At 44.6% G+C, this 18,359-nt stretch carries 18 protein-coding genes and 1 pseudogene; 15 read left to right on the forward strand and 4 right to left on the reverse strand.

Annotation, left to right across the window (positions count from 1 at the left end; genetic code table 11):
- Positions 1–29: 29 nt before the first annotated feature.
- Positions 30–1,385 carry an MATE family efflux transporter gene (locus G4D54_02750; protein QJA01413.1) on the reverse strand — a complete coding sequence of 452 codons (1,356 nt, stop codon included), beginning with the start codon at positions 1,383–1,385 and terminating at the stop codon, positions 30–32.
- Positions 1,386–1,665: 280 nt separating this feature from the next.
- Between G4D54_02750 and G4D54_02755 the strand changes: the two genes are divergently transcribed.
- The gene (locus G4D54_02755; protein ID QJA01414.1) at positions 1,666–2,490 is read left to right on the forward strand and encodes a hypothetical protein; all 825 of its coding nucleotides are present in this window, start codon (positions 1,666–1,668) and stop codon (positions 2,488–2,490) included.
- A gap of 194 nt (positions 2,491–2,684) precedes the next feature.
- Here the strand turns inward: G4D54_02755 and G4D54_02760 are convergent, their stop codons facing one another.
- On the reverse strand, positions 2,685–2,843 hold the full coding sequence (locus G4D54_02760; GenBank protein QJA01415.1) for a hypothetical protein: 159 nt from the start codon (positions 2,841–2,843) through the stop codon (positions 2,685–2,687).
- Positions 2,844–3,270: 427 nt separating this feature from the next.
- Between G4D54_02760 and G4D54_02765 the strand changes: the two genes are divergently transcribed.
- From G4D54_02765 to G4D54_02800, 8 genes are all read left to right on the forward strand, one after another.
- On the forward strand, positions 3,271–5,169 hold the full coding sequence (locus G4D54_02765) for a transcription antiterminator (protein ID QJA01416.1): 1,899 nt from the start codon (positions 3,271–3,273) through the stop codon (positions 5,167–5,169).
- Positions 5,166–6,209 (forward strand): aminopeptidase, encoded by a 1,044-nt coding sequence (gene ypdE / locus G4D54_02770; protein QJA01417.1) that lies wholly within the window; start codon positions 5,166–5,168, stop codon positions 6,207–6,209. Before G4D54_02765 ends, ypdE begins: the two co-directional genes overlap by 4 nt.
- Before the next feature lie 15 nt (positions 6,210–6,224).
- Positions 6,225–6,545, forward strand: coding sequence for a PTS lactose/cellobiose transporter subunit IIA (locus G4D54_02775; protein QJA01418.1), 321 nt, complete (start codon positions 6,225–6,227; stop codon positions 6,543–6,545).
- 1 nt (position 6,546) lies between these two features.
- On the forward strand, positions 6,547–6,879 hold the full coding sequence (locus tag G4D54_02780) for a PTS sugar transporter subunit IIB (protein ID QJA01419.1): 333 nt from the start codon (positions 6,547–6,549) through the stop codon (positions 6,877–6,879).
- 40 nt (positions 6,880–6,919) lie between these two features.
- Positions 6,920–8,245 carry a PTS sugar transporter subunit IIC gene (locus tag G4D54_02785; GenBank protein ID QJA01420.1) on the forward strand — a complete coding sequence of 442 codons (1,326 nt, stop codon included), beginning with the start codon at positions 6,920–6,922 and terminating at the stop codon, positions 8,243–8,245.
- 67 nt (positions 8,246–8,312) lie between these two features.
- The gene (locus G4D54_02790) at positions 8,313–9,416 is read left to right on the forward strand and encodes an aminopeptidase P family protein (protein ID QJA01421.1); all 1,104 of its coding nucleotides are present in this window, start codon (positions 8,313–8,315) and stop codon (positions 9,414–9,416) included.
- A complete protein-coding gene (locus G4D54_02795) occupies positions 9,406–10,590 on the forward strand; it encodes a putative C-S lyase (protein QJA01422.1) in 1,185 nt (394 codons plus the stop codon). Before G4D54_02790 ends, G4D54_02795 begins: the two co-directional genes overlap by 11 nt.
- A 4-nt stretch (positions 10,591–10,594) precedes the next feature.
- Positions 10,595–11,212, forward strand: coding sequence for an RDD family protein (locus G4D54_02800; GenBank protein ID QJA05140.1), 618 nt, complete (start codon positions 10,595–10,597; stop codon positions 11,210–11,212).
- A 158-nt stretch (positions 11,213–11,370) separates the two neighbouring features.
- Here G4D54_02800 and G4D54_02805 read toward each other — a convergent pair whose 3' ends face one another.
- Both G4D54_02805 and G4D54_02810 read right to left on the reverse strand, forming a co-directional pair.
- Positions 11,371–11,589, reverse strand: coding sequence for a hypothetical protein (locus tag G4D54_02805; GenBank protein ID QJA01423.1), 219 nt, complete (start codon positions 11,587–11,589; stop codon positions 11,371–11,373).
- A gap of 423 nt (positions 11,590–12,012) precedes the next feature.
- Positions 12,013–13,116, reverse strand: a pseudogene (locus G4D54_02810) (hypothetical protein).
- Between the two features lie 760 nt (positions 13,117–13,876).
- Here G4D54_02810 and rpsF point away from each other — a divergent pair.
- The 6 genes from rpsF to rplI all read left to right on the forward strand — a co-directional run bounded on the left by rpsF (position 13,877) and on the right by rplI (position 18,351).
- Positions 13,877–14,170: a 30S ribosomal protein S6 gene (gene rpsF, locus G4D54_02815; GenBank protein ID QJA01424.1), complete on the forward strand. Its 294-nt coding sequence runs from the start codon at positions 13,877–13,879 to the stop codon at positions 14,168–14,170.
- Between the two features lie 19 nt (positions 14,171–14,189).
- The gene (locus G4D54_02820) at positions 14,190–14,666 is read left to right on the forward strand and encodes a single-stranded DNA-binding protein (protein QJA01425.1); all 477 of its coding nucleotides are present in this window, start codon (positions 14,190–14,192) and stop codon (positions 14,664–14,666) included.
- Between the two features lie 20 nt (positions 14,667–14,686).
- Positions 14,687–14,917, forward strand: a complete 231-nt coding sequence (gene rpsR / locus G4D54_02825) for a 30S ribosomal protein S18 (GenBank protein QJA01426.1) — start codon at positions 14,687–14,689, stop codon at positions 14,915–14,917.
- A 111-nt stretch (positions 14,918–15,028) separates the two neighbouring features.
- On the forward strand, positions 15,029–15,952 hold the full coding sequence (locus G4D54_02830) for a DUF2232 domain-containing protein (protein ID QJA01427.1): 924 nt from the start codon (positions 15,029–15,031) through the stop codon (positions 15,950–15,952).
- Positions 15,930–17,927, forward strand: coding sequence for a DHH family phosphoesterase (locus tag G4D54_02835; GenBank protein QJA01428.1), 1,998 nt, complete (start codon positions 15,930–15,932; stop codon positions 17,925–17,927). Before G4D54_02830 ends, G4D54_02835 begins: the two co-directional genes overlap by 23 nt.
- The gene (rplI, locus tag G4D54_02840) at positions 17,905–18,351 is read left to right on the forward strand and encodes a 50S ribosomal protein L9 (protein QJA01429.1); all 447 of its coding nucleotides are present in this window, start codon (positions 17,905–17,907) and stop codon (positions 18,349–18,351) included. The genes G4D54_02835 and rplI overlap by 23 nt, the downstream gene beginning before the upstream one ends.
- The last annotated feature ends 8 nt before the right edge of the window (positions 18,352–18,359 follow it).

The following is an 18,359-nucleotide window of genomic DNA, read 5'->3' on the forward strand; positions in this document are numbered from 1 at the left end:
TCTGGTTCATCGATGGTTTTTATCTGTCTTTAAGAATCATAGCGTGTCATCCATTTTCCCTTACGATAATACAGGAACAGCCATAGGGCACTGGCAATCCAGGTCAGCGGCCATCCCATAAAGACGACACCGATATCATGAAACAACGGTACACTGGTTAGAATCCATGCCATACGCAGCCCGCACCAGCATGTGACCATAACGATCATAGGCACTGTCGTGATGCCTGCGCCACGAATGATACCGTTAAAGGCATGGGATATTGCCAGGAAGATATAGCCCGGTGCGAGTACATGCATCATATACAGTCCATAATTAATCACTGTCGGATCACTGGAGAAAATCGCAAGAACGTTAGGACCTAACATCAGCAGCAGGGCAGAAATGCAGACAATCGTTAGGACACTCATGAGAATGCCGGTCTTTGCACCCTGCTTTACCCGGTCATATTTTTTAGCCCCCATATTCTGTCCGGTAAACGTGGTCAGTGCCATGGAATAGCTCATAACCGGAAGTATGGCAAAGCCGTCGATCTTGGTGTAGGAGCCGCAGCCTGCCATTGCCAGAGAACCGAAGGCGTTGATGTTGCTTTGCACGATAACATTGGAAAAGGAAACGATGGCATTCTGCAAACCGCTGGGAAGTCCCAGTCGGACAATTTCATAAAGCATATGCTTGTGAAAGCGGATATGCTTCAGCTTTACCTGGTATTCTTCTTTGGTACGCATAAGCAGAAGCATGGTTAATACAGCACTGATGGTCTGTGCAATCAGCGTGGCCCATCCGACTCCAGCAATTCCCATGTGAAAGACGATGACGAACAGCATATCCAGAATAATGTTGGTGACGGAAGACACGATCAGAAAGTACAGCGGATTTCTGGAATCACCCACTGCCCGCAGGATACCGCTTCCCATGTTGTAAACCATCACAGATAAAATGCCCAGAAAATAAATACGCAGATACAGCACGGAGCTTTCCATGACATCACTTGGTGTTCCTACCCATTGCAGTACATAAGGAGAAATAAGTACGCCAATCAGCGTCATGACAAGACCTGCCGCAAAGGTCAGTGCCAGCGAGGTATGCACGGCGATGTGCAGCTCTTCTTTTTTTCTTGCCCCGAAATAGCGGGAGATGATGACGCCGGCCCCAACCGCAAGTCCCATGAAAAAGCTGACAAGTAAATTGATGACAGGCGCACTGGAGCCTACAGCCGCAAGTGCCTGTGCCCCGATATAATTCCCCACAACAACGGAATCCACTGCATTATACAGCTGCTGAAACAGATTTCCCAGCAGCAGTGGTATGGAAAACAGCAGAATTTCCTTCCAGATGACTCCCTCAGTCATCAAACCTCTGTTTATTGACTTCTCTTTATTCATTCTACTACCCCTTTGATATTTGTATCTTATTATACGCCTGTTTGGTTCAGAGGTAAATGTTAAAAAAATGAAAAGGATTGGATGTTCAAAGCTGGGACAAACAGGATTGTACAAAAAGATATTCCCCGGGAAATGGATACATAACCCATGAAAGTATACTTTTCCATAATTTTTCATAGAAAAAACATTGTAATTTTACGGTGTATTTGTTATCGTATAAATGCTCACGCAATCGGATTCATATGATATACTATAATAGGACAGGAAAGAGGTCATAATCATGGAAAATAATGAAATACTGGACCTGCTGGAACAGGAATACCTGCAGGAATACAGGAAAATACAAAATCGACTTCTTAAAAAAATAAGAGAGAGCAGCTATCTGAATGTGGAGCTGCATGACATTGCGAATCAGCTGTATACTGCCCAGCTGCGAAGCCTGCAGCCGCAGGATATTTACAATGGGGATGAAACAGCCTTTATCAATGGGATTGTGCGCAATGTACCGGAGCCGCTGTTGTTGAAAAACAAAAAAAGCAAGGCCGGAAACCGTGCGGTGATTAGTATACTGGTGGCTGTAATCATTATGATCAGCTTTTATGCTATCAGCCGCAGTGTGGCAATCGACGATCAGCGTAAGGCAATGGGCTATCTGCAGGAATCCAGCAATTATCGTACGATACAGCAGGAAATAAAAGAAGAGGTTGTGTATACCTTTCAGCTGAAGGATGTGTCCTCCAACGAGGGACAGAAGGTTTATGAGAGTGAAGGAAATACGATTTATCTTTCTGATGTGGAGGAAGAAACCGATGCCTATCTTATCTATTTTGAGGCAAGTGGGGAATTCAGCACACAGGGCGGAAGTATTGTCTCTGTTGTTTCCCATGACATAGAGAAAAAGCATAAGGCTTATGAGCTTGAGGGTAGTGTAAATGTTATCCTTGACAGCGGTATGCAGGAGCTTCCATGGATGTATCTGAGCGTCAATAAAACAAAGAATAAGGATGAATACGGCTTCCGTTTAAGCAAAGCTCTGGTTGCGGGACAATCAAGTGTAAAGCTTCAGCTGAAGGATTTAGTGAAAACTACATGGACACACAAATAGTGTGTCCTTTTAGGCAGTCGTGGTAAAATAAAATTATAAGAAGGTCATGTAAACACTGTTATGAATATCAGTTACATGACTTCTTTTTATATCTTGGATTATTGCTGATGTCGCTTAAAATCCAGGTTTATAGGAAATAACATATTATATACTGGTTAAGCTTATAGGCAAAGAATTCAAGAATTTCATATCGCTTATAATAACAAATATAATAGCAGAATTAGCAATGCCAGTATGCTGTGCGCAAACAAGCCTTTTGCATAGCTTCTCGCATTCTCATATAATTGTTTGTTGAATTCTTCGTTTTTGCTGTTTAATTCTCTTAAACGCTTTCTTTCGTTATCCGTCATCATGCATACCTCCATATGAAACATAAGCTTGTGAGAAACAGCAGGACAGTTTGAAAAAACTCATTGCTTTCATGATACGGTGACACTTCTTTGCTGTTACTCTTTTTGTATACACTTACTTCAATAATATACTAATTGTTTCTAAAAAAACATGCAATACTTTAAGAAAAAGAGGATACGGAAACGGAAAAATTAACGTAAATTCCATATCGGTAAGGGCATTCTACATCGATAAATATGACGGGAACGATGGAACAAAGCATTTATCTATATGTTACTATTATCCCTGTATCTTTTACATCCGTTATCAAAGCAGCACTTTACGATTTTATTTGCACATTCAGGTGTAATTGTTAATCTGTTCTTAATGTGAAAGCAATCTTATAATGTGGATGTAAGCGATACCGAAAACAAGAAAGGAGAATCCTGTATGAGATTATATTCCATAATGAAAGACTTTCTGACAATGAAGGAATACCTGCCCATGGAATATTTCATGAAGCGATATGATGTATCCAGAAGAACGATACAGAATGATCTGTCATATCTGATACAGATTTCTTCAAGAAACGGGTATCAGCTGCACATGCGCAGGGGGAACGGATATCTGCTTGAAGTAGTCAATGACCGTCTGCTGGATGAATTTATGAAATCGCTCGAGCATGAAACGATGTTTGACATGAAGGACCGCGTCAAGAACATGATGGCGTATCTGACATTGCAGGAAAGCTATGTTTCCATGGATCGTATGGCAGAGCAGTTTCAAATCAGCCGTACCTCAGTAAAAAAGGATTTACAGGAAGTGGAAAAGCAGCTGCAAGCTCATCATTTGCAGCTGGAAAAGAAAAGCCATTACGGCATCCGTATCCGTGGAGATACACAGCATATTCGAAAGCTGATGAGCGAGCTGTATTTTGATGGGAATACCTTTATCACGCAGGAGCTGGAAAAGGAGGATGCTTCCTTTAGCCGGATTCATGAGGTGCTGGTACACAGCATTGAGCAGGAGCATCTCAATATCAATTACAATGAATTGAAAAATGTTATCGTATGGCTGAAGGTCACGCTGTATCTGGCGCAGATTCGAAAAGAGGAACGATATCATCCAAATGAGCGTAAGGATGCCTGTGAACGGGTCGGGGCAGAGGTCATACAGACCGTGGAAGGCTTATTCACCTATGGTATATCAAAAAAGACCTATCAGCAGTTTCTTGAGGTGCTGCGAATCAATATTCGTCAGATGGTACCGGCCAGCTCCTTCAGCGTCAGTCTGCGGGAGGATATCGACCAGTTTCTGCATGAATGCGATGAGGTATATGGAACAGAATTCAGTGAGGACGAGGTATTTAAAACATCACTGCTTACCCATGTATCCCTATTGATCGACCGGCTGCATCAGAAAATATCGTATAAGAATAATCTGATCAGTGAAATCTGTATTCGCTATCCGATGATTTTCAACATTGCCATACGCTTTGCGGATATGCTGAAGGAAAAATATGATGTTGAGGCGACGCACGATGAGGTCGGCTTTGTAGCGACGCATTTTGCGGCTCACATGGAAAAGGAACGCGAGCTGCGTATCCGACGGTTTAACCGAATCGGCGTCGTCTGTTCCACCGGCGGGGGCAGTGCCTATCTGATCAAGCTTCAGATCGAATCGCTGTTTGTCAAGGCAGAGGTGGAAACCTTCAGCTTTCTGCAGCTGGAGGAGCTGGCAGCTTTTCAGCCGGACCTGATTTTTACCATCGTCCCTTTGAATCGGGAATTCAGTGCTCCGATTATCTATATCAAGGAGCTGCTGGATGATCAGGATCTGATTCGTATTCGTCAGGTGCTGCAGTTTGATAATTGTGATTCCCTGAGCATTGCAGATGTGGATTCCTATATCTATTCACTGTTCAGCCGTGATTTTTTCCAAATCAGTGAGGAAACAGACTATCCGGCTCTCTTGAAGCAGATGGCGGATCAGCTGGAAACCTGTGGCTATGGCGGTGCGCATTATGCGGATTACGTCATGGAACGCGAGTCTTATATGAGTACCGTGTATGCACATGGTGTTGCTATACCGCATCCGATTCAGATCATTGCGGAAAAGAATATGATTTCTGTCTGCATATTGCATAAACCGCTGTGGCATGAGGGCAAAGAGGTACGCATCATCTTTATGATATCCCTGACGAGAAGCAGCTATGAGATGCATAAGGATATCACCCGCAAGCTGTATCAGCTTATGAAGGATGAAAAGCGTCTGGAACGGGTGTTAAGCAGCAGGACGCTGGAGGAGCTGCTGATTGTTATGAAGGAACTGGATGGAGGAAGTATATGAAAGAAGAGTTACTGGTACGCCTGTCTAATGCGGATGCGGTTGCTTCCAAAGAGGGGGAGGTACGCGCCATATTGAAAGAGGAATTATCCGCATACAGCGATGAAATCACATACGATACGCTTGGCAGCATTTCCTTTCACAAGAAGGGGACAGCTGAAAAACCGCTGAAAATCATGTTTTGCGCCCATATGGATGAGGTCGGCTTTCTTGTGCGGCATATATCAGATATCGGTTTTGTATATCTGATTGCGCTGGGCGGCGTTCAGCAGAAGAGCATGGAAATGCAGGAGGTAAGGATTACCACGGCCTTTGGAGCGAAGGTGTCCGGTATTCTGAACATTACGACAGATGAAAATCACCATGTCAGGGAGCTGTATGTGGATTTGGGCTGTGACAGTCGCGAAGAGGTTGCGGCACTCGGTGTGGAAATCGGCAATATGGTCTGCTTTGCCAGCAGTGCACATCCCTTCAACCACGAGCATGTATATGCCGGCAAGGCGATGGATGATCGCAGCGGCTGCTATGTGCTTGCACAGGCGATGAAGCGTCTTCATGCGCTGCCACTGGAAAATGAAATCATTCTGTGTGCAACCAGCAGTGAAGAGGTAGGTGTGCGCGGAGGGAAAACAGCAGTATATAAGGAAGAGCCGGATATCGTCTTTGCGCTCGATGTGGCAAACCATCCAGAGCTGTCAAGAAACCATACCAATCACCGTATGTTGGGAAAGGGCTGTATGCTGGTGCATTATGATAAAACACTGGCACCGAATGAGAAGCTGCTGGCGTTTGTTAAAGAAATTGCACAAGCCCACAATATTCCATACCAGTGTGATATGTTCAGCGGTGGAGGTACCGACGCGGGCAATGCAGGAATCAGCCGCAGTGGTACGCTCGCTATGGTCATCGGAATACCGCTGCGCTATTGCCACGGCTCCTGGAGTCTGGTGAATACACGGGATTTGGATCATACAATAGAGCTGGTCGTACAGCTGGCGAACGCATTGACGAAAGAGAGAATCGAAGCATTTACTGCATATTAACGAGGAGGAAACGAAATGAATCAGTTGGAACAGGAAATCGTAGGCATGATTTCAGCTGCCGGAGATAGCAAGGCAAAAGCATTTGAGGCTTTGAAAATGGTAAAGGAAAGTCGTTATGTTGAGGCACGCGAGCTGCTTGCCCAGGCGAGAAAGATAGATCTGGAGGCACATAAAATCCAGACAAAGCTCATCACTGCAGAAATGAGTGACAGCGATGAGAAACCTGAAATCGGGTTGTTGATGGTTCATGCGCAGGACCATTATATGACTTCTCAATTAGCGAGAGATCTGATTGAGGAAATGATAAATGTGTTTGAAGCAAAGGAGGGTAACTAACATGAAAATCGTATTGTGCTGTGCAGGAGGCTTCTCTACAACCATGCTGATGGATAGCATGAAGAAAACTGTCAAGGACAGTGCCAAGCTGAACATTGATGATTTCCAATTTACTGCAATACCGGTAGATTTGCTGCAGAGTGAAGTGGAAGGTATGGATGTACTTGTCATCGGACCGCAGATTGCACACAAAATCGACTACATCAAGCCGATCATCGATCCGTACCATATTCCTTATGTTATCGTAGATAAAGATACATATGGAAAAATGGATGGTGCCACGGTTATGAAAATGGCATTGATCGCAAGAAAAAAAGCAGATATGCAGAAATAATTCTGAGGGGAATTATAAAAAAGAAAGCGAGAGTGGAAACATGTTTGATAAATTTGAGGCATTTATGAATAAATATCTGACGCCGATCGCCAATAGGATGGATAAACAGGTGCATCTGAGTGCAATCAAAAAAGCGATGGTAGCGATGACACCGCTGCTGATTATCGGAAGCTTCTGTTTGATTCCGGAGGCAATTCCGAATATGATCGGTGCAGAGAATCCGGTATCGCAGTGGATCACAGCCAATCTGGATATCATTTATATTCCGTTTAATGTCGGGATGAGTCTGATGTCTTTGTATGTGACGGCTATTATCGCCTACCATTTGGCGAATTCCTATAAGCTGGATGTTCCCGGCTGTATGAGTATGGGGATTATTGCCTTTTTGATGATGGCAGTGGAATATACGGAGGATGGCGGTATTTCCGGGACCTATTTAGGTACCAAGGGGCTGTTTGCCGCTATGTTTGCGACGATTATTGCGGTAGAGCTGTATCGCTGGTGTATTAAAAAGCATTTTACCATTAAGATGCCGGAGTCCGTACCTGATTTTGTATCACGTTCTTTCGAAATGATTCCGATTTCTGTTATCGTTATCGGTTTCTTCCTGATTATCCGCGTTGTATGTGTGAATGTATTTGAAACCATACCGCCGATGATCTTCACCAACCTGTTAGCACCGTTGGTAGGCTCCATGGATAATCCGCTGGCCTTCACCTTCCTGCAGATGATGAGCTGTCTGTTGTTCTTCTTCGGTATTCATCCATCTGTATTGAGTCCGATTACCAGTCCGATTTCCACACAGTTTCTGGCTGACAATATCGCTAATTACAAGGCACATCTGCCGCTGGAGCATTTCTATACCGGTGGTGCGATCTCTGCTTTCGCAAACTTCACGGGAACCGGAGTCACCTTTGGTCTTGTATTCTGGTGCATCTTCTCAAAGGCGGCGGCACAGAAGAAAATCGGCCGTGTAGCTTTGATTCCTGCATTATTCGGTATCAATGAACCGATTCTGTTTGGAGCGCCAATCGTATTGAACCCGCTGTTCTTTATTCCTTATGTTATCGGAGGGGCGATTCTTGGAACCTTCCCGCACTGGCTGATGGATATGGGACTGCTGAATATGCCGGTCTTCAATCCTCCATATGTCGGAGTCTTCCTGGAGGGCTATCTGGTCAACCTGGATTGGAGAACCATTGTAGTAAATGCTATTCAGATGCTTGGTTCTATTGCACTGTGGTATCCGTTCTTCAAGCTGTATGAAAAGCGCGAGCTGGAAAATGAAAAAGCTGTGGAAGCACAAAAGAGTGTGATCTCCGCAGAGGATGAAGCATTGCTGAACGATTTGGATCTGGATTTCTAAAGACGCAGTATTGGTAAGGCAGGCGCAGGTCTGCCTTATTTAAAAATTAGGAAAGGGGTGCTGTGCAATGGCAAAGCGCTTAGGAAAGCTGCAAACATTTCTGCAGGAGCAGAAACTGGATGCATTGCTGATCAAAAGTAAAACAATGAAAAAGTATATGGACACACTGACAGGGAGCGGCTGTCAGATTCTGCTTATGAAGGATCGGGGGTTTCTGATTGTTGATGGCCGTTATCTGGTAGAAGCAAATGAGCGGGAGCATGAGTTACAAATCGTGCAGCATAAGCCGCATACCGGTGGAAACGGATATCTTGGTGTTGTTGAAGAGCTGCTGCACAAACATTCCTGTAAAAGCATGGGGGTGGAAAGCTCACAGCTGCTGGTAAAGGAATACTGGCGTATGGAGGCTCTCGGTGTGGATATCCGCCTGCTGGATGAGGAAATTCATATGCTGCGCATCTGCAAGGATGAAGAGGAACAGCGTCTTATGCAGGAGGCAGTGGATATCACAGACGATATTTATCAAAGAGTCATCCATCATCTGCATATCGGTATGAGTGAATATGAAATATCTGCTTTGCTGCAGTATTATGCGATATCCGCCGGTGCAGCGCAGATGTCCTTTGAAACAATCGTAGGGACCGGAGAACGCAGTGCCCTGCCGCATGGACGCCCGACAGGAAGGAAGATTCGTGCGCATGAGCCGATCCTCATGGACTTCGGTATTCAATATAAAAATTATCAGTCTGATATGACAAGAGTCTGCTTTATCGGTAAGCCGAAGCCGGAAATTGCAAATATTTATCATATCGTTCTGGAAGCACAGCTTGCAGGTATTCGGGCGATGAAACAGGGGGCAGTGGCGTGTGAAGTAGACAACGCTGCACGCGCAGTTATAACGCGCGCAGGCTATGGGGAATATTTTACACACGGTCTGGGACATGGCCTTGGAATCGGCGATGGCTGTGAATATCCGATTCTGAATGAAACGGGTACTGTTGTTTTACAAAACGGTATGATGATGTCCTGTGAGCCGGGAATCTATCTTCCGGGAATCGGCGGAATTCGCATAGAGGATGATGTGGTAATCAGAGATGGTATCGGTGTAGCGATGAATAAGACGAGCAAGGAGCTTTTGATTCTGAAGGAGGATGCAGTACATGAAGTATGATTTTGATGAAGTGATCGAGCGCAGGGGCACCTATTGCACACAATGGGATTATATCGAAGACCGCTTTGGGGAAAAAGACCTGCTTCCGTTTTCTATTTCCGATACGGACTTTCGGATTCCCAAGCCGATCAGTAATACGATTAAAAGGATCGCCCAGCACGAAATCTACGGCTATACGCGCTGGAATCATCATGATTTCAAGGAGAGTATCACCGGATATTTTCAACGGCGTTTTCAATGCCATATGGAAGAGGATTGGATATTGTACAGTCCAAGTGTCATGTATTCCGTTTCTCTTCTGCTTCGGCTGTTATCAAAACCGAAGGACCGCATTCTAAGCTTTAATCCCATGTATGATTCCTTCTTCACGGTAATTGAGGATCAGGATCGCATCCTTGTAAGCCATGAGCTGGTACAGGGGGAGCATGATTTTGAAATCGACTTTGAAAAATTCGAAGAGGATATAAAAGGATGCTCCGTATTTCTCTTATGCTCTCCGCACAATCCTACCGGACGTCTGTGGAGTCGCAGGGAGCTGGACAAAATGGTATCGATCTGCAAGTCGCATGGAACGGCTATCATATCGGATGAAATTCATATGGATATGCAGCTGAGGGGAAAGCATACGCCGATCCTCGATTATATAGAAGATTATGACAAACTGTTTCTGGTCAGCTCCTGCAGTAAGACTTTAAATGTTCCCGGATTGATTGGCTCTTATGCGGTGATTCCGGATCAAAGCATTCGTGATGAATTTCTGTACCAGACAAGAAAGCGCGATTTCCTGAATTCTGCAAGTATCTTCGGAATGTATGCGACTATGGTCGGTTATACGGAATGTGATGATTACATTGATCAGCTGTGCGACTATATCCGCGGAAATATGGAGCTGGTGGAGCAGTTTGTGAAGGCGCATTTCCCGGATATGCGCTTTACTATGCCGCAGGCGACATATCTTGCGTGGATCGATGTCAGCGCTGTGCCGTTTTCAAGTGAGGAGCTGCAGGAAGCTCTGGTGCATATCGGAAAGGTTGCTATCATGAAGGGGGAAACCTATGGCAGCAATGGTAAGGGGTATCTGCGTATGAATTGCGGTTGTCCAAGAGCTAAGCTTTTGGAGGGGCTGCAGCGTATGAAGAAGGCGGTGGATGCCCTATATGAAGAAAAGAGGTAAGAAAATGCAGCTGAATATGACAGGTATTTATACAAAGCTATATGCGATTACCGATCATACGCCGTGTGATGTCGATACACTGAAACGCCTGGGTGCTTATATCGTGGATTGGGTAGTCGGCGGTATTTTTACCGGGCTGCCTGCTGTTCTTTTATACAGCGGATTGACAAAAAAACAGGATATGTTTGGTGGTCTTTATGTTTTTGAATCACTTGGATATGCACGAGGCTGGGCTTTTCTGGCCGGGGCACTCTGTATTTTGTTTGCACTGTTTTATTTTGTATATGTCCCATGGCGCATTTGGCCGGGGCAGACACTGGGGAAGCACATTGCCGGTTATCGAATAGAAAAAACGGATGGTACAGCAGTGGATTTGCTCACATTGCTGAAGCGTCAGGTTATCGGTGGTTTTCTGCTGGAGGGGGCAGCATTTGTCGCATCGAATTATATCCGGCAGCTGGTGACGCTGTCCTTGAGCTATTATGTAGATTATTACTGGCAGATTGCAGGGATGATTCTTACAGCACTGTCCCTTATTCTTGTGATGAAAACTGACTCACATCGTTCACTGCATGATTATCTTGCGAAAACAAAAGTGGCTTGTGTAGAAAAGAGCAGCTAACCGTTCTACTGTCTGATAATAAAGGATTAGACAATAAGGGAATGGGGAATTGCAGAAGGCATGGGCTGCGTATACAGAGGGAAAAGAAAGCAGGTACCTGTAAATAAGGCTCCTGCTTTCTTTTTTTGTACTGTAACATGATAAGCAGTGCTATAGGCTTATTCGCATGTCACATTATAGAAGATACCGCCAAGCTCCGGCAGCTGCTTCAATTCGTCCTTTACCTTTCTCAGAATGATTTTCTCATCCTCATCGGATGTACAGTCAAATACCATCTGAAGTCCCTTTTTGCCCTGATAGGTAAGCGGAAGCTCCATGGATAATACTGCCTGCTTGATTTCCTCGCATTTGGTAACTGATCCAATCAGCAGTTTCATCAAATCCCTTCTTTCTTTTCTCTAGTATAGCACTCGAAGACAAGCTGTAACGAGGCGTTATTTTCACAATAATATGCAAATAAAAGCTTGATTGATATGCAGGAGAAAAGCGTGAAGGGATGAATAATCATACATCCTCGACAGTGTTATTTTATGTGAAACGCAGGTGCTTATCAATCGTGCGCAGTCGTTCTTTTTTTTGCTGAATATATTATAAAGTCCTATGGGAAAAATTAAAAGCCAATGATTTGCCCTGATAATAAAAAAGCAGAAGAAATTCTATGGTGCCAATGCTTTGACATGTATGCTTTATGTACAGGTTCCTGCCTTTTTATGCTGCGTCAGGAATGATAGCCGGCATATACTGCAAAAAGAATGAACTGATGTTTGCACAGCTCTTTTGGTTATGAGTGATACCGCTTTTCAGGAAAGGTGCAGAGATTGCAGAACAGCAGGTCGAATATCGTCTTCAACATCCAGTATATTCATTGCCTCCACAGCACTGACGTTGATTCTCTGCATCAGCTTTTTTACATGGAGAAGGGTTGCTTCCGCTTTGCCTTCTATCTTTCCTTCCGCTTTTCCTTGTTGTAAGCCTTGTTCCAGCCCTTTTACCAGCCCTTGTTCCAGCCCTTGCTCCAAGCCCTTTTCAATACCTCGCTGTTCGATAAAATCACTAAAGTTGCACATATCCATGACCTCCTTACCAATCTCTCTTTCCATGAGTATACCATACTCCTTCTGTAATTGTTCCTTTTTATCCACGATTGCGAGATTTTTTATGAACAATATTTTTAACAGCTCTAGCAGCCTCTGCTTGTTCTCATCCTCCTGCTCTACTGCATCCGGAATATCCTGCGCTTTACGAATGCCTTCCTTCTTCGGATACACCATGACCGCCGTTATCAGGTCATAGTCCTCCTTTTCCGCATGCCATATCTTTGTTTCACATGTTTCCTGTATCCTATACGTATTGATGACATCATTTTTCTGATTGTCATGGCCGATACAGATCCAGATAGATCATACCTTCTTGATTTTGTCATAATCGGAATGCTGAAAACCATCCCTTGGATGCTTCTGCTTTGCCATCAATCTGCCGCAGTAATACAATGCACGCTTGATCAGTGGATAGCCTGGATTATCCCTTGCCTGACTTTCCAGATTGATGATCATACGAAGTCTGTCTTCTGTGTCTGTGTTCTTTCGGGTATCATTTTGCTTCAAGGGTAGCGCCGCTTCAAACTGGATATCGTATCTGATTTGTGCCCCCGGTATGGATTCGTCGCTGACCTCTATCTGCTGATCATCAATGTATTCACAATCTGCGGTGTTCATGGTAGATAATTCGATATAGGACGGTATATCCTCCAGTGGAATATCTGCATATTCCGGAATGCAGCCCTTCATAACATAGGCGAGTATCTGTTTATTTGACAAAAGCTTTTTACAATACATATCATATGCTTTCTTATCATCGTAATGGCTGATGACAGAAGCAGTTTCTGTATATTTCTTCATAATCATATCCCTTCTTTCCTGTATTGTTGTATGTGCTTAGGAATATGATCAGGTGGTGCTCTTTCTCTGCTGTTATTTTCATAGGAATCCAGAAGTGCCTGCCGCTTGCTTTCACAACCAATAATTTGTGAATCAAAAACAAGGCAGTCACCGCCGACAAGTGGCGTTTAATTGCAGCGTATTGCTTCGGGTAAGAAAAGAATAACTTAAGCTGTTGAAAGCATAAGAAAAAACGCTTCTAGCAGGCTGTTGAGCTACGGAAAGGCCGGGGCTTTTGCGGATGGATCGTAAATGGATAGATCGTATTTATTATATAATTCCTCATGGGTCAGCCCCTCCTTTTTTTCGTATCTACAGTCTAACACATATCCTCATGAAAATACAGAAAAAAATCCCGATCCACCTTCTGAAAAAGATTGGATGAATGCTCTTGTATACGCTCTTGAACGAGGAACAGCAAATATACCCGGCTGTTTCTGCTTACTACTGATGTTGCCTGTATTTCTGTAAACATCGCGGAGATGATATGCCGGTAATATCAGGAATAAGATTAAGGATGAATCAATAAATAGATGATTCCGTCTCATAAAACTCCCTCTGCATTGTCTGAGAAAACAGTACTGCTCTACTCTATTTGGAAAAAGTCAAAATATGACTTTACTTTCACCATTTCCCCATGATATAATCAGTAAACGGGTAGAAATCTCTACTCCCCGCTCTATACATAACGGATATAGGGCCTTAAGACCACGAGGAGGTGTACAGAATGAAAAAATACGAAATCATGTACATCGTGAACGCATCTTTGGATGATGCAGCACGCACTAAACTGATGGACAGTTTCCACAAGATTATTACTGACCACGAGGGTACTATCGATAAGGTAGACGAATGGGGCGTGAAAGAGTTCGCGTATGAAATCAATCACATGAAAAAAGGTTACTATGTTGTCGTAAATGCAACTGCCAACAACGAAGGAATTCACGAATTCGAGCGTCTGGCACGTATCAACCACAGCATCGTACGTTATATGATTATCAAAACTCAGGACGAAGAGTAAGACTTAGGAGGATGGACATATGATCAATAGAGTCGTATTAGTCGGTCGTTTAACGAAAGATCCTGTCTTGCGTAAGACTGCAAATGGTGCATCTGTTGTTTCCTTTACTGTAGCATGTACCCGTCGTTTCAAGCAGGAGGGACAACCGGATGCTGATTTTATCAACACGGTTGCCTGGAATAAAACAGCGGATATCGTATCACAGTATACACATAAAGGTTCTCTGGTCGGTGTGGAAGGAAGAATCCAGACGCGCAGCTATGATGATCAGAGCGGTAAACGCGTTTATGTAACAGAAGTTGTCGCAGACAGCGTACAGTTTCTGGAAAGCAAAAGCGCAGCTGCAAGCAATGCGAACAGCAATGCCTATGTACCTGACTATGATCAGGGAAGCAATCAGGGCTACCAGAGTGACAACAGCAGCTCTCAGTCCTACTCCAATGACTTTACAAGCAGCGATACACTGGATATCGCAAGTGATGATTTACCATTTTAATGGTAGAAAGGAGATTTTCTATGGCATTCAAAAAACAGCGTATGGGACGTAAAAAAGTATGTTACTTTACGAAAAATAAAATTGAAAGCATCGACTACAAGGATATTGAATTATTGAAAAGATTCATTTCCGCAAACGGAAAAATTATTCCAAGACGTGTAACAGGTACACGTGCAAAATATCAGCGTATGCTGGCTACTGCAATCAAGCGTGCACGCCAGATGGCTTTACTGCCTTACGTAAGCGAATAATATCGCATATTCACTCCATCTGTCGCAGGATGGAGTTTTTTCATAGCTGTATCCCTGCACAGGGCGGCAAGGAGCATTGCTGAGGCACGGCAGAGAAAGGAAGCAGAGGGTATGAAGAATCAGACACGTAAGATAACAGAAGGGGCGATGATGTGCGCCATTGTCGGACTGATTCTGTTTATCAACCGACAGCTGGGAAACATGCTGGAATATTTCATGTACTGGGTACTGACCTTTCCCATTCTGGTCTATACGGCAAAATACGGAGTGCGCAATGCACTGGTTCCCTCTGTCAGCATGCTGCTGCTTTCCTTCATGATCAGCTCACCAACAACGATCTTTTATCTCTTTAGCTGCATTGTTGTGGGACTGGTATATGGTGGCGGGGTGAGAAAAGGCTGGAAGAACGGTACGCTGCTTGTTTTCAGCGGTATCTTCACATTTTTTTCCTATCTGGTCACAACTGTTTTGCTTGCAGCTGTATTTGGTTACGATCCGGCAGAGGATATCGAGCTGGTGAAAACCATACTGGAGCTTATGAACATCCATACCGGAATCGATCTCATGAAAACTGTAACGGTCATCGTTGTTCTGGTGGCTGTTCTCATGAGCGTGCTGCAGACGATGTGTATCCACATGATTGGCAACATCCTGCTTTCCCGGCTGCATATCAGGGTACGTCCGATGAACAATATTCTCAGTATTCGTGCTCCGAAATGGAACGGATGGCTGATTCTTGTCATTTGGGTTCTATTTTACAGTGGAAATGTGCTAAAATTAAACCAGGAAGCTTCGACGATACTGCTGGGGGCCTACCTTGTCTGCAAGGTCTATGCAATCGCCTGCGGAGCGATGTGTATCATGGGACTGCTGGTGCTGTTACGAAAGCGCGCATTTGTGTTTCTGTTGATGATTGCAGTCTTTGTGCCCTATGTACAGGATGTCATTGCCGTAATCGGCATTGCGGATATCCTGTTTCTGCTGAGAGATAAAATGAAACGAGGTGTCATAAATGGATCGTTTGGAAAATTTTAAGGTTCAAATCGCAATTATACTGATTGCGGAAGCTGCGGCATTGTTTGTGCTGTATATGGCCGGGATTCCGGGTCTTCAGATTCTGCCCATGACGATTCTGCTGATTCTGAATATCCTTGTCATCATTTGGATCGTATTGAAGTATGAGCGTGATAAGGAACAGCGTGATATCGATATCTCCCATATTCTGGGACATGATGCCAAGGATGCCCTGTCCTTTGGCGAGGTCGGTATCATTACGTATGATGAGCAGTACAATGCGACATGGATCAATGAGTTTCTGGAGGAGCGCTCTGTTAATGTTGTTGGAAAAAAGCTGACCAGCTGGATTCCGGAGATTACAGATCTTTTCAACGGCTCTGTGGACGAGCTGACGGCAAGTGATCCGAATGGGGAATATGTATATGAGATTGCACGCAAGGAAAACGGACAGGTGCTGTTTGTACGGGATATCACTAAGCTGGAAACCATAACAGAACGGTTTAAGAAGGACAGTATCGTTGCCGGATTGCTGCAGCTGGATAATTATATGGAAATTCAGCAGTATGAGGATGAAGGAACCATGGCAACCATCAATACACAGCTGCGTCAGCCACTGGTGGAATGGGCAGGCCGCTACGGGATGTTTATCCGGCGTCTGCGCTCCGATCGCTTTCTCGTCATTTTGAATGAGGCGATTTTCGAACAGGTCGTACAGGATAAATTTGACATTCTGAACACGATACGTAAAAACGCTGAGGATATCGATGTATCCATAACGCTGAGTATGTCGTTTGCCCGTGGTACGGATGATTTCCGTCTGCTGGATACGATGGTGAATGATCTTCTGGAGCTGGCACAGAGCCGGGGCGGTGATCAGGCTGCTGTCAAGAAGTATGGCGAAAGTGTGAAATATTTCGGTGGGAACAGTGAGGCACGTGAAAAACGAAGCAAGGTGCGTGTCCGTGTGATGTCGCAGGCGATCAAGGAAGCCATCATGGAAGCAGACCGGGTGTTTGTCATCGGTCATCAGAATATGGATTTTGACTGCATGGGAAGTGCGCTGTGTATGTCACGGCTGGCTGCTGCCTATAGCAAGGAAGTATATGTGGTATCGGATGGCGGTGGAATCGAACCGCAGCTGCAGGAGGCTTTGATGCTGTACCGGGAGAAGCTGGAGGGACGGCACCGCTTTATCAGTGACGGTGATGCCGCGAAAATGATAGAAAACGACGATTTACTGATTGCCGTCGATCATCACAATCCAAAACAGACGGGAGCTCCGCAGACACTGGAGGCAGCTAACCGTATCGTTGTGATCGATCATCACCGCAGAAGTGAGGACTTCATCGGTAATCCGCTGCTGGTGTATGTGGAATCGAGTGCAAGCTCCGTATGTGAGCTGGCAACCGAATTCCTGCCTTATCAGAACAATAAGGTAAACCTGAGCGAGGAAGAGGCAACACTGATGTATGTCGGTATTCTGGTGGATACCAACCGCTTTAAAACAAGAACCGGAAGCCGTACGTTTGAAGCTGCTGCCTATCTGAAAAATCTGGGAGTTGACCCGATTACGGCAGAGAATCTTCTGAAGGAGGATTTTGATGATTTCGAGGCAAAAACCGAAATCATGAAATATGCAGGACAATATGCGGATGGTATTCTGATCGCCGCAGTTGATAACAACCGTGTAATCAACCGTACACTGATGTCTCAGGTGGCGGACAGTCTGCTGAATATCAAGGATATGGAGGCAAGCTTTGTCATCGGTAATATCGAAAACGGCAAAGTGGCGGTATCTGCCCGCAGTAAAGGGAAGATCAACGTACAGATTATCATGGAGAATATGCATGGCGGCGGACATTTCACGATGGCTGCCCTGCAGAGAGAACAAACAACGGTGAAGGCCGTACAGGAAGAATTGAAACAGATGATAGATACCTATCTGGAAGAAAACAAGGAGGACGACGAAGATGAAAGTGATACTGCTAAGTGATGTAAAGAAGCTGGGAAAGAAAGGGGATATCGTAGAGGTCAGTGACGGCTACGGAAGAAACTTTCTACTGAATAAAAACCTGGCGGTAATGGCAACAAAGAAAAGCATGGAGATTCTGGATGAGCAGAATCTGCAGCATGATCTGGAGGAAAAGCAGAAGGAAGCGGATGCAGAGGACCTGAAAAAGCAGCTTGCGAAGATCACGCTGGAATTCCATGTGAAAACAGGAGAAGGCGGACGTGTGTTCGGCAGTGTTTCCACAAAGCAGATTGTTGCACAGCTGCATGAAACATACGGAATTCATGTGGACAAGAGAAAGGTCATCGATAACGATGCCATCACCTCTCTGGGCTATACGGATGTAAAGGTGGATCTTTACAGAAATAAGGTAATCGGAACCATTCGTGTTCATGTGAACGGATAGGAGGCTTT

The organism is [Clostridium] innocuum (assembly GCA_012317185.1).
Taxonomy (GTDB): domain Bacteria; phylum Bacillota_I; class Bacilli_A; order Erysipelotrichales; family Erysipelotrichaceae; genus Clostridium_AQ; species Clostridium_AQ innocuum.

Coding starts and splice junctions, on each gene's coding strand:
- G4D54_02750 (QJA01413.1), bottom strand. CDS start 1,385: ATGAATAAAGAGAAGTCAATAAACAGAGGTTTGATGACTGAGGGAGTC.
- G4D54_02755 (QJA01414.1), top strand. CDS start 1,666: ATGGAAAATAATGAAATACTGGACCTGCTGGAACAGGAATACCTGCAG.
- G4D54_02760 (QJA01415.1), bottom strand. CDS start 2,843: ATGATGACGGATAACGAAAGAAAGCGTTTAAGAGAATTAAACAGCAAA.
- G4D54_02765 (QJA01416.1), top strand. CDS start 3,271: ATGAGATTATATTCCATAATGAAAGACTTTCTGACAATGAAGGAATAC.
- ypdE (QJA01417.1), top strand. CDS start 5,166: ATGAAAGAAGAGTTACTGGTACGCCTGTCTAATGCGGATGCGGTTGCT.
- G4D54_02775 (QJA01418.1), top strand. CDS start 6,225: ATGAATCAGTTGGAACAGGAAATCGTAGGCATGATTTCAGCTGCCGGA.
- G4D54_02780 (QJA01419.1), top strand. CDS start 6,547: ATGAAAATCGTATTGTGCTGTGCAGGAGGCTTCTCTACAACCATGCTG.
- G4D54_02785 (QJA01420.1), top strand. CDS start 6,920: ATGTTTGATAAATTTGAGGCATTTATGAATAAATATCTGACGCCGATC.
- G4D54_02790 (QJA01421.1), top strand. CDS start 8,313: ATGGCAAAGCGCTTAGGAAAGCTGCAAACATTTCTGCAGGAGCAGAAA.
- G4D54_02795 (QJA01422.1), top strand. CDS start 9,406: ATGAAGTATGATTTTGATGAAGTGATCGAGCGCAGGGGCACCTATTGC.
- G4D54_02800 (QJA05140.1), top strand. CDS start 10,595: ATGCAGCTGAATATGACAGGTATTTATACAAAGCTATATGCGATTACC.
- G4D54_02805 (QJA01423.1), bottom strand. CDS start 11,589: ATGAAACTGCTGATTGGATCAGTTACCAAATGCGAGGAAATCAAGCAG.
- rpsF (QJA01424.1), top strand. CDS start 13,877: ATGAAAAAATACGAAATCATGTACATCGTGAACGCATCTTTGGATGAT.
- G4D54_02820 (QJA01425.1), top strand. CDS start 14,190: ATGATCAATAGAGTCGTATTAGTCGGTCGTTTAACGAAAGATCCTGTC.
- rpsR (QJA01426.1), top strand. CDS start 14,687: ATGGCATTCAAAAAACAGCGTATGGGACGTAAAAAAGTATGTTACTTT.
- G4D54_02830 (QJA01427.1), top strand. CDS start 15,029: ATGAAGAATCAGACACGTAAGATAACAGAAGGGGCGATGATGTGCGCC.
- G4D54_02835 (QJA01428.1), top strand. CDS start 15,930: ATGGATCGTTTGGAAAATTTTAAGGTTCAAATCGCAATTATACTGATT.
- rplI (QJA01429.1), top strand. CDS start 17,905: ATGAAAGTGATACTGCTAAGTGATGTAAAGAAGCTGGGAAAGAAAGGG.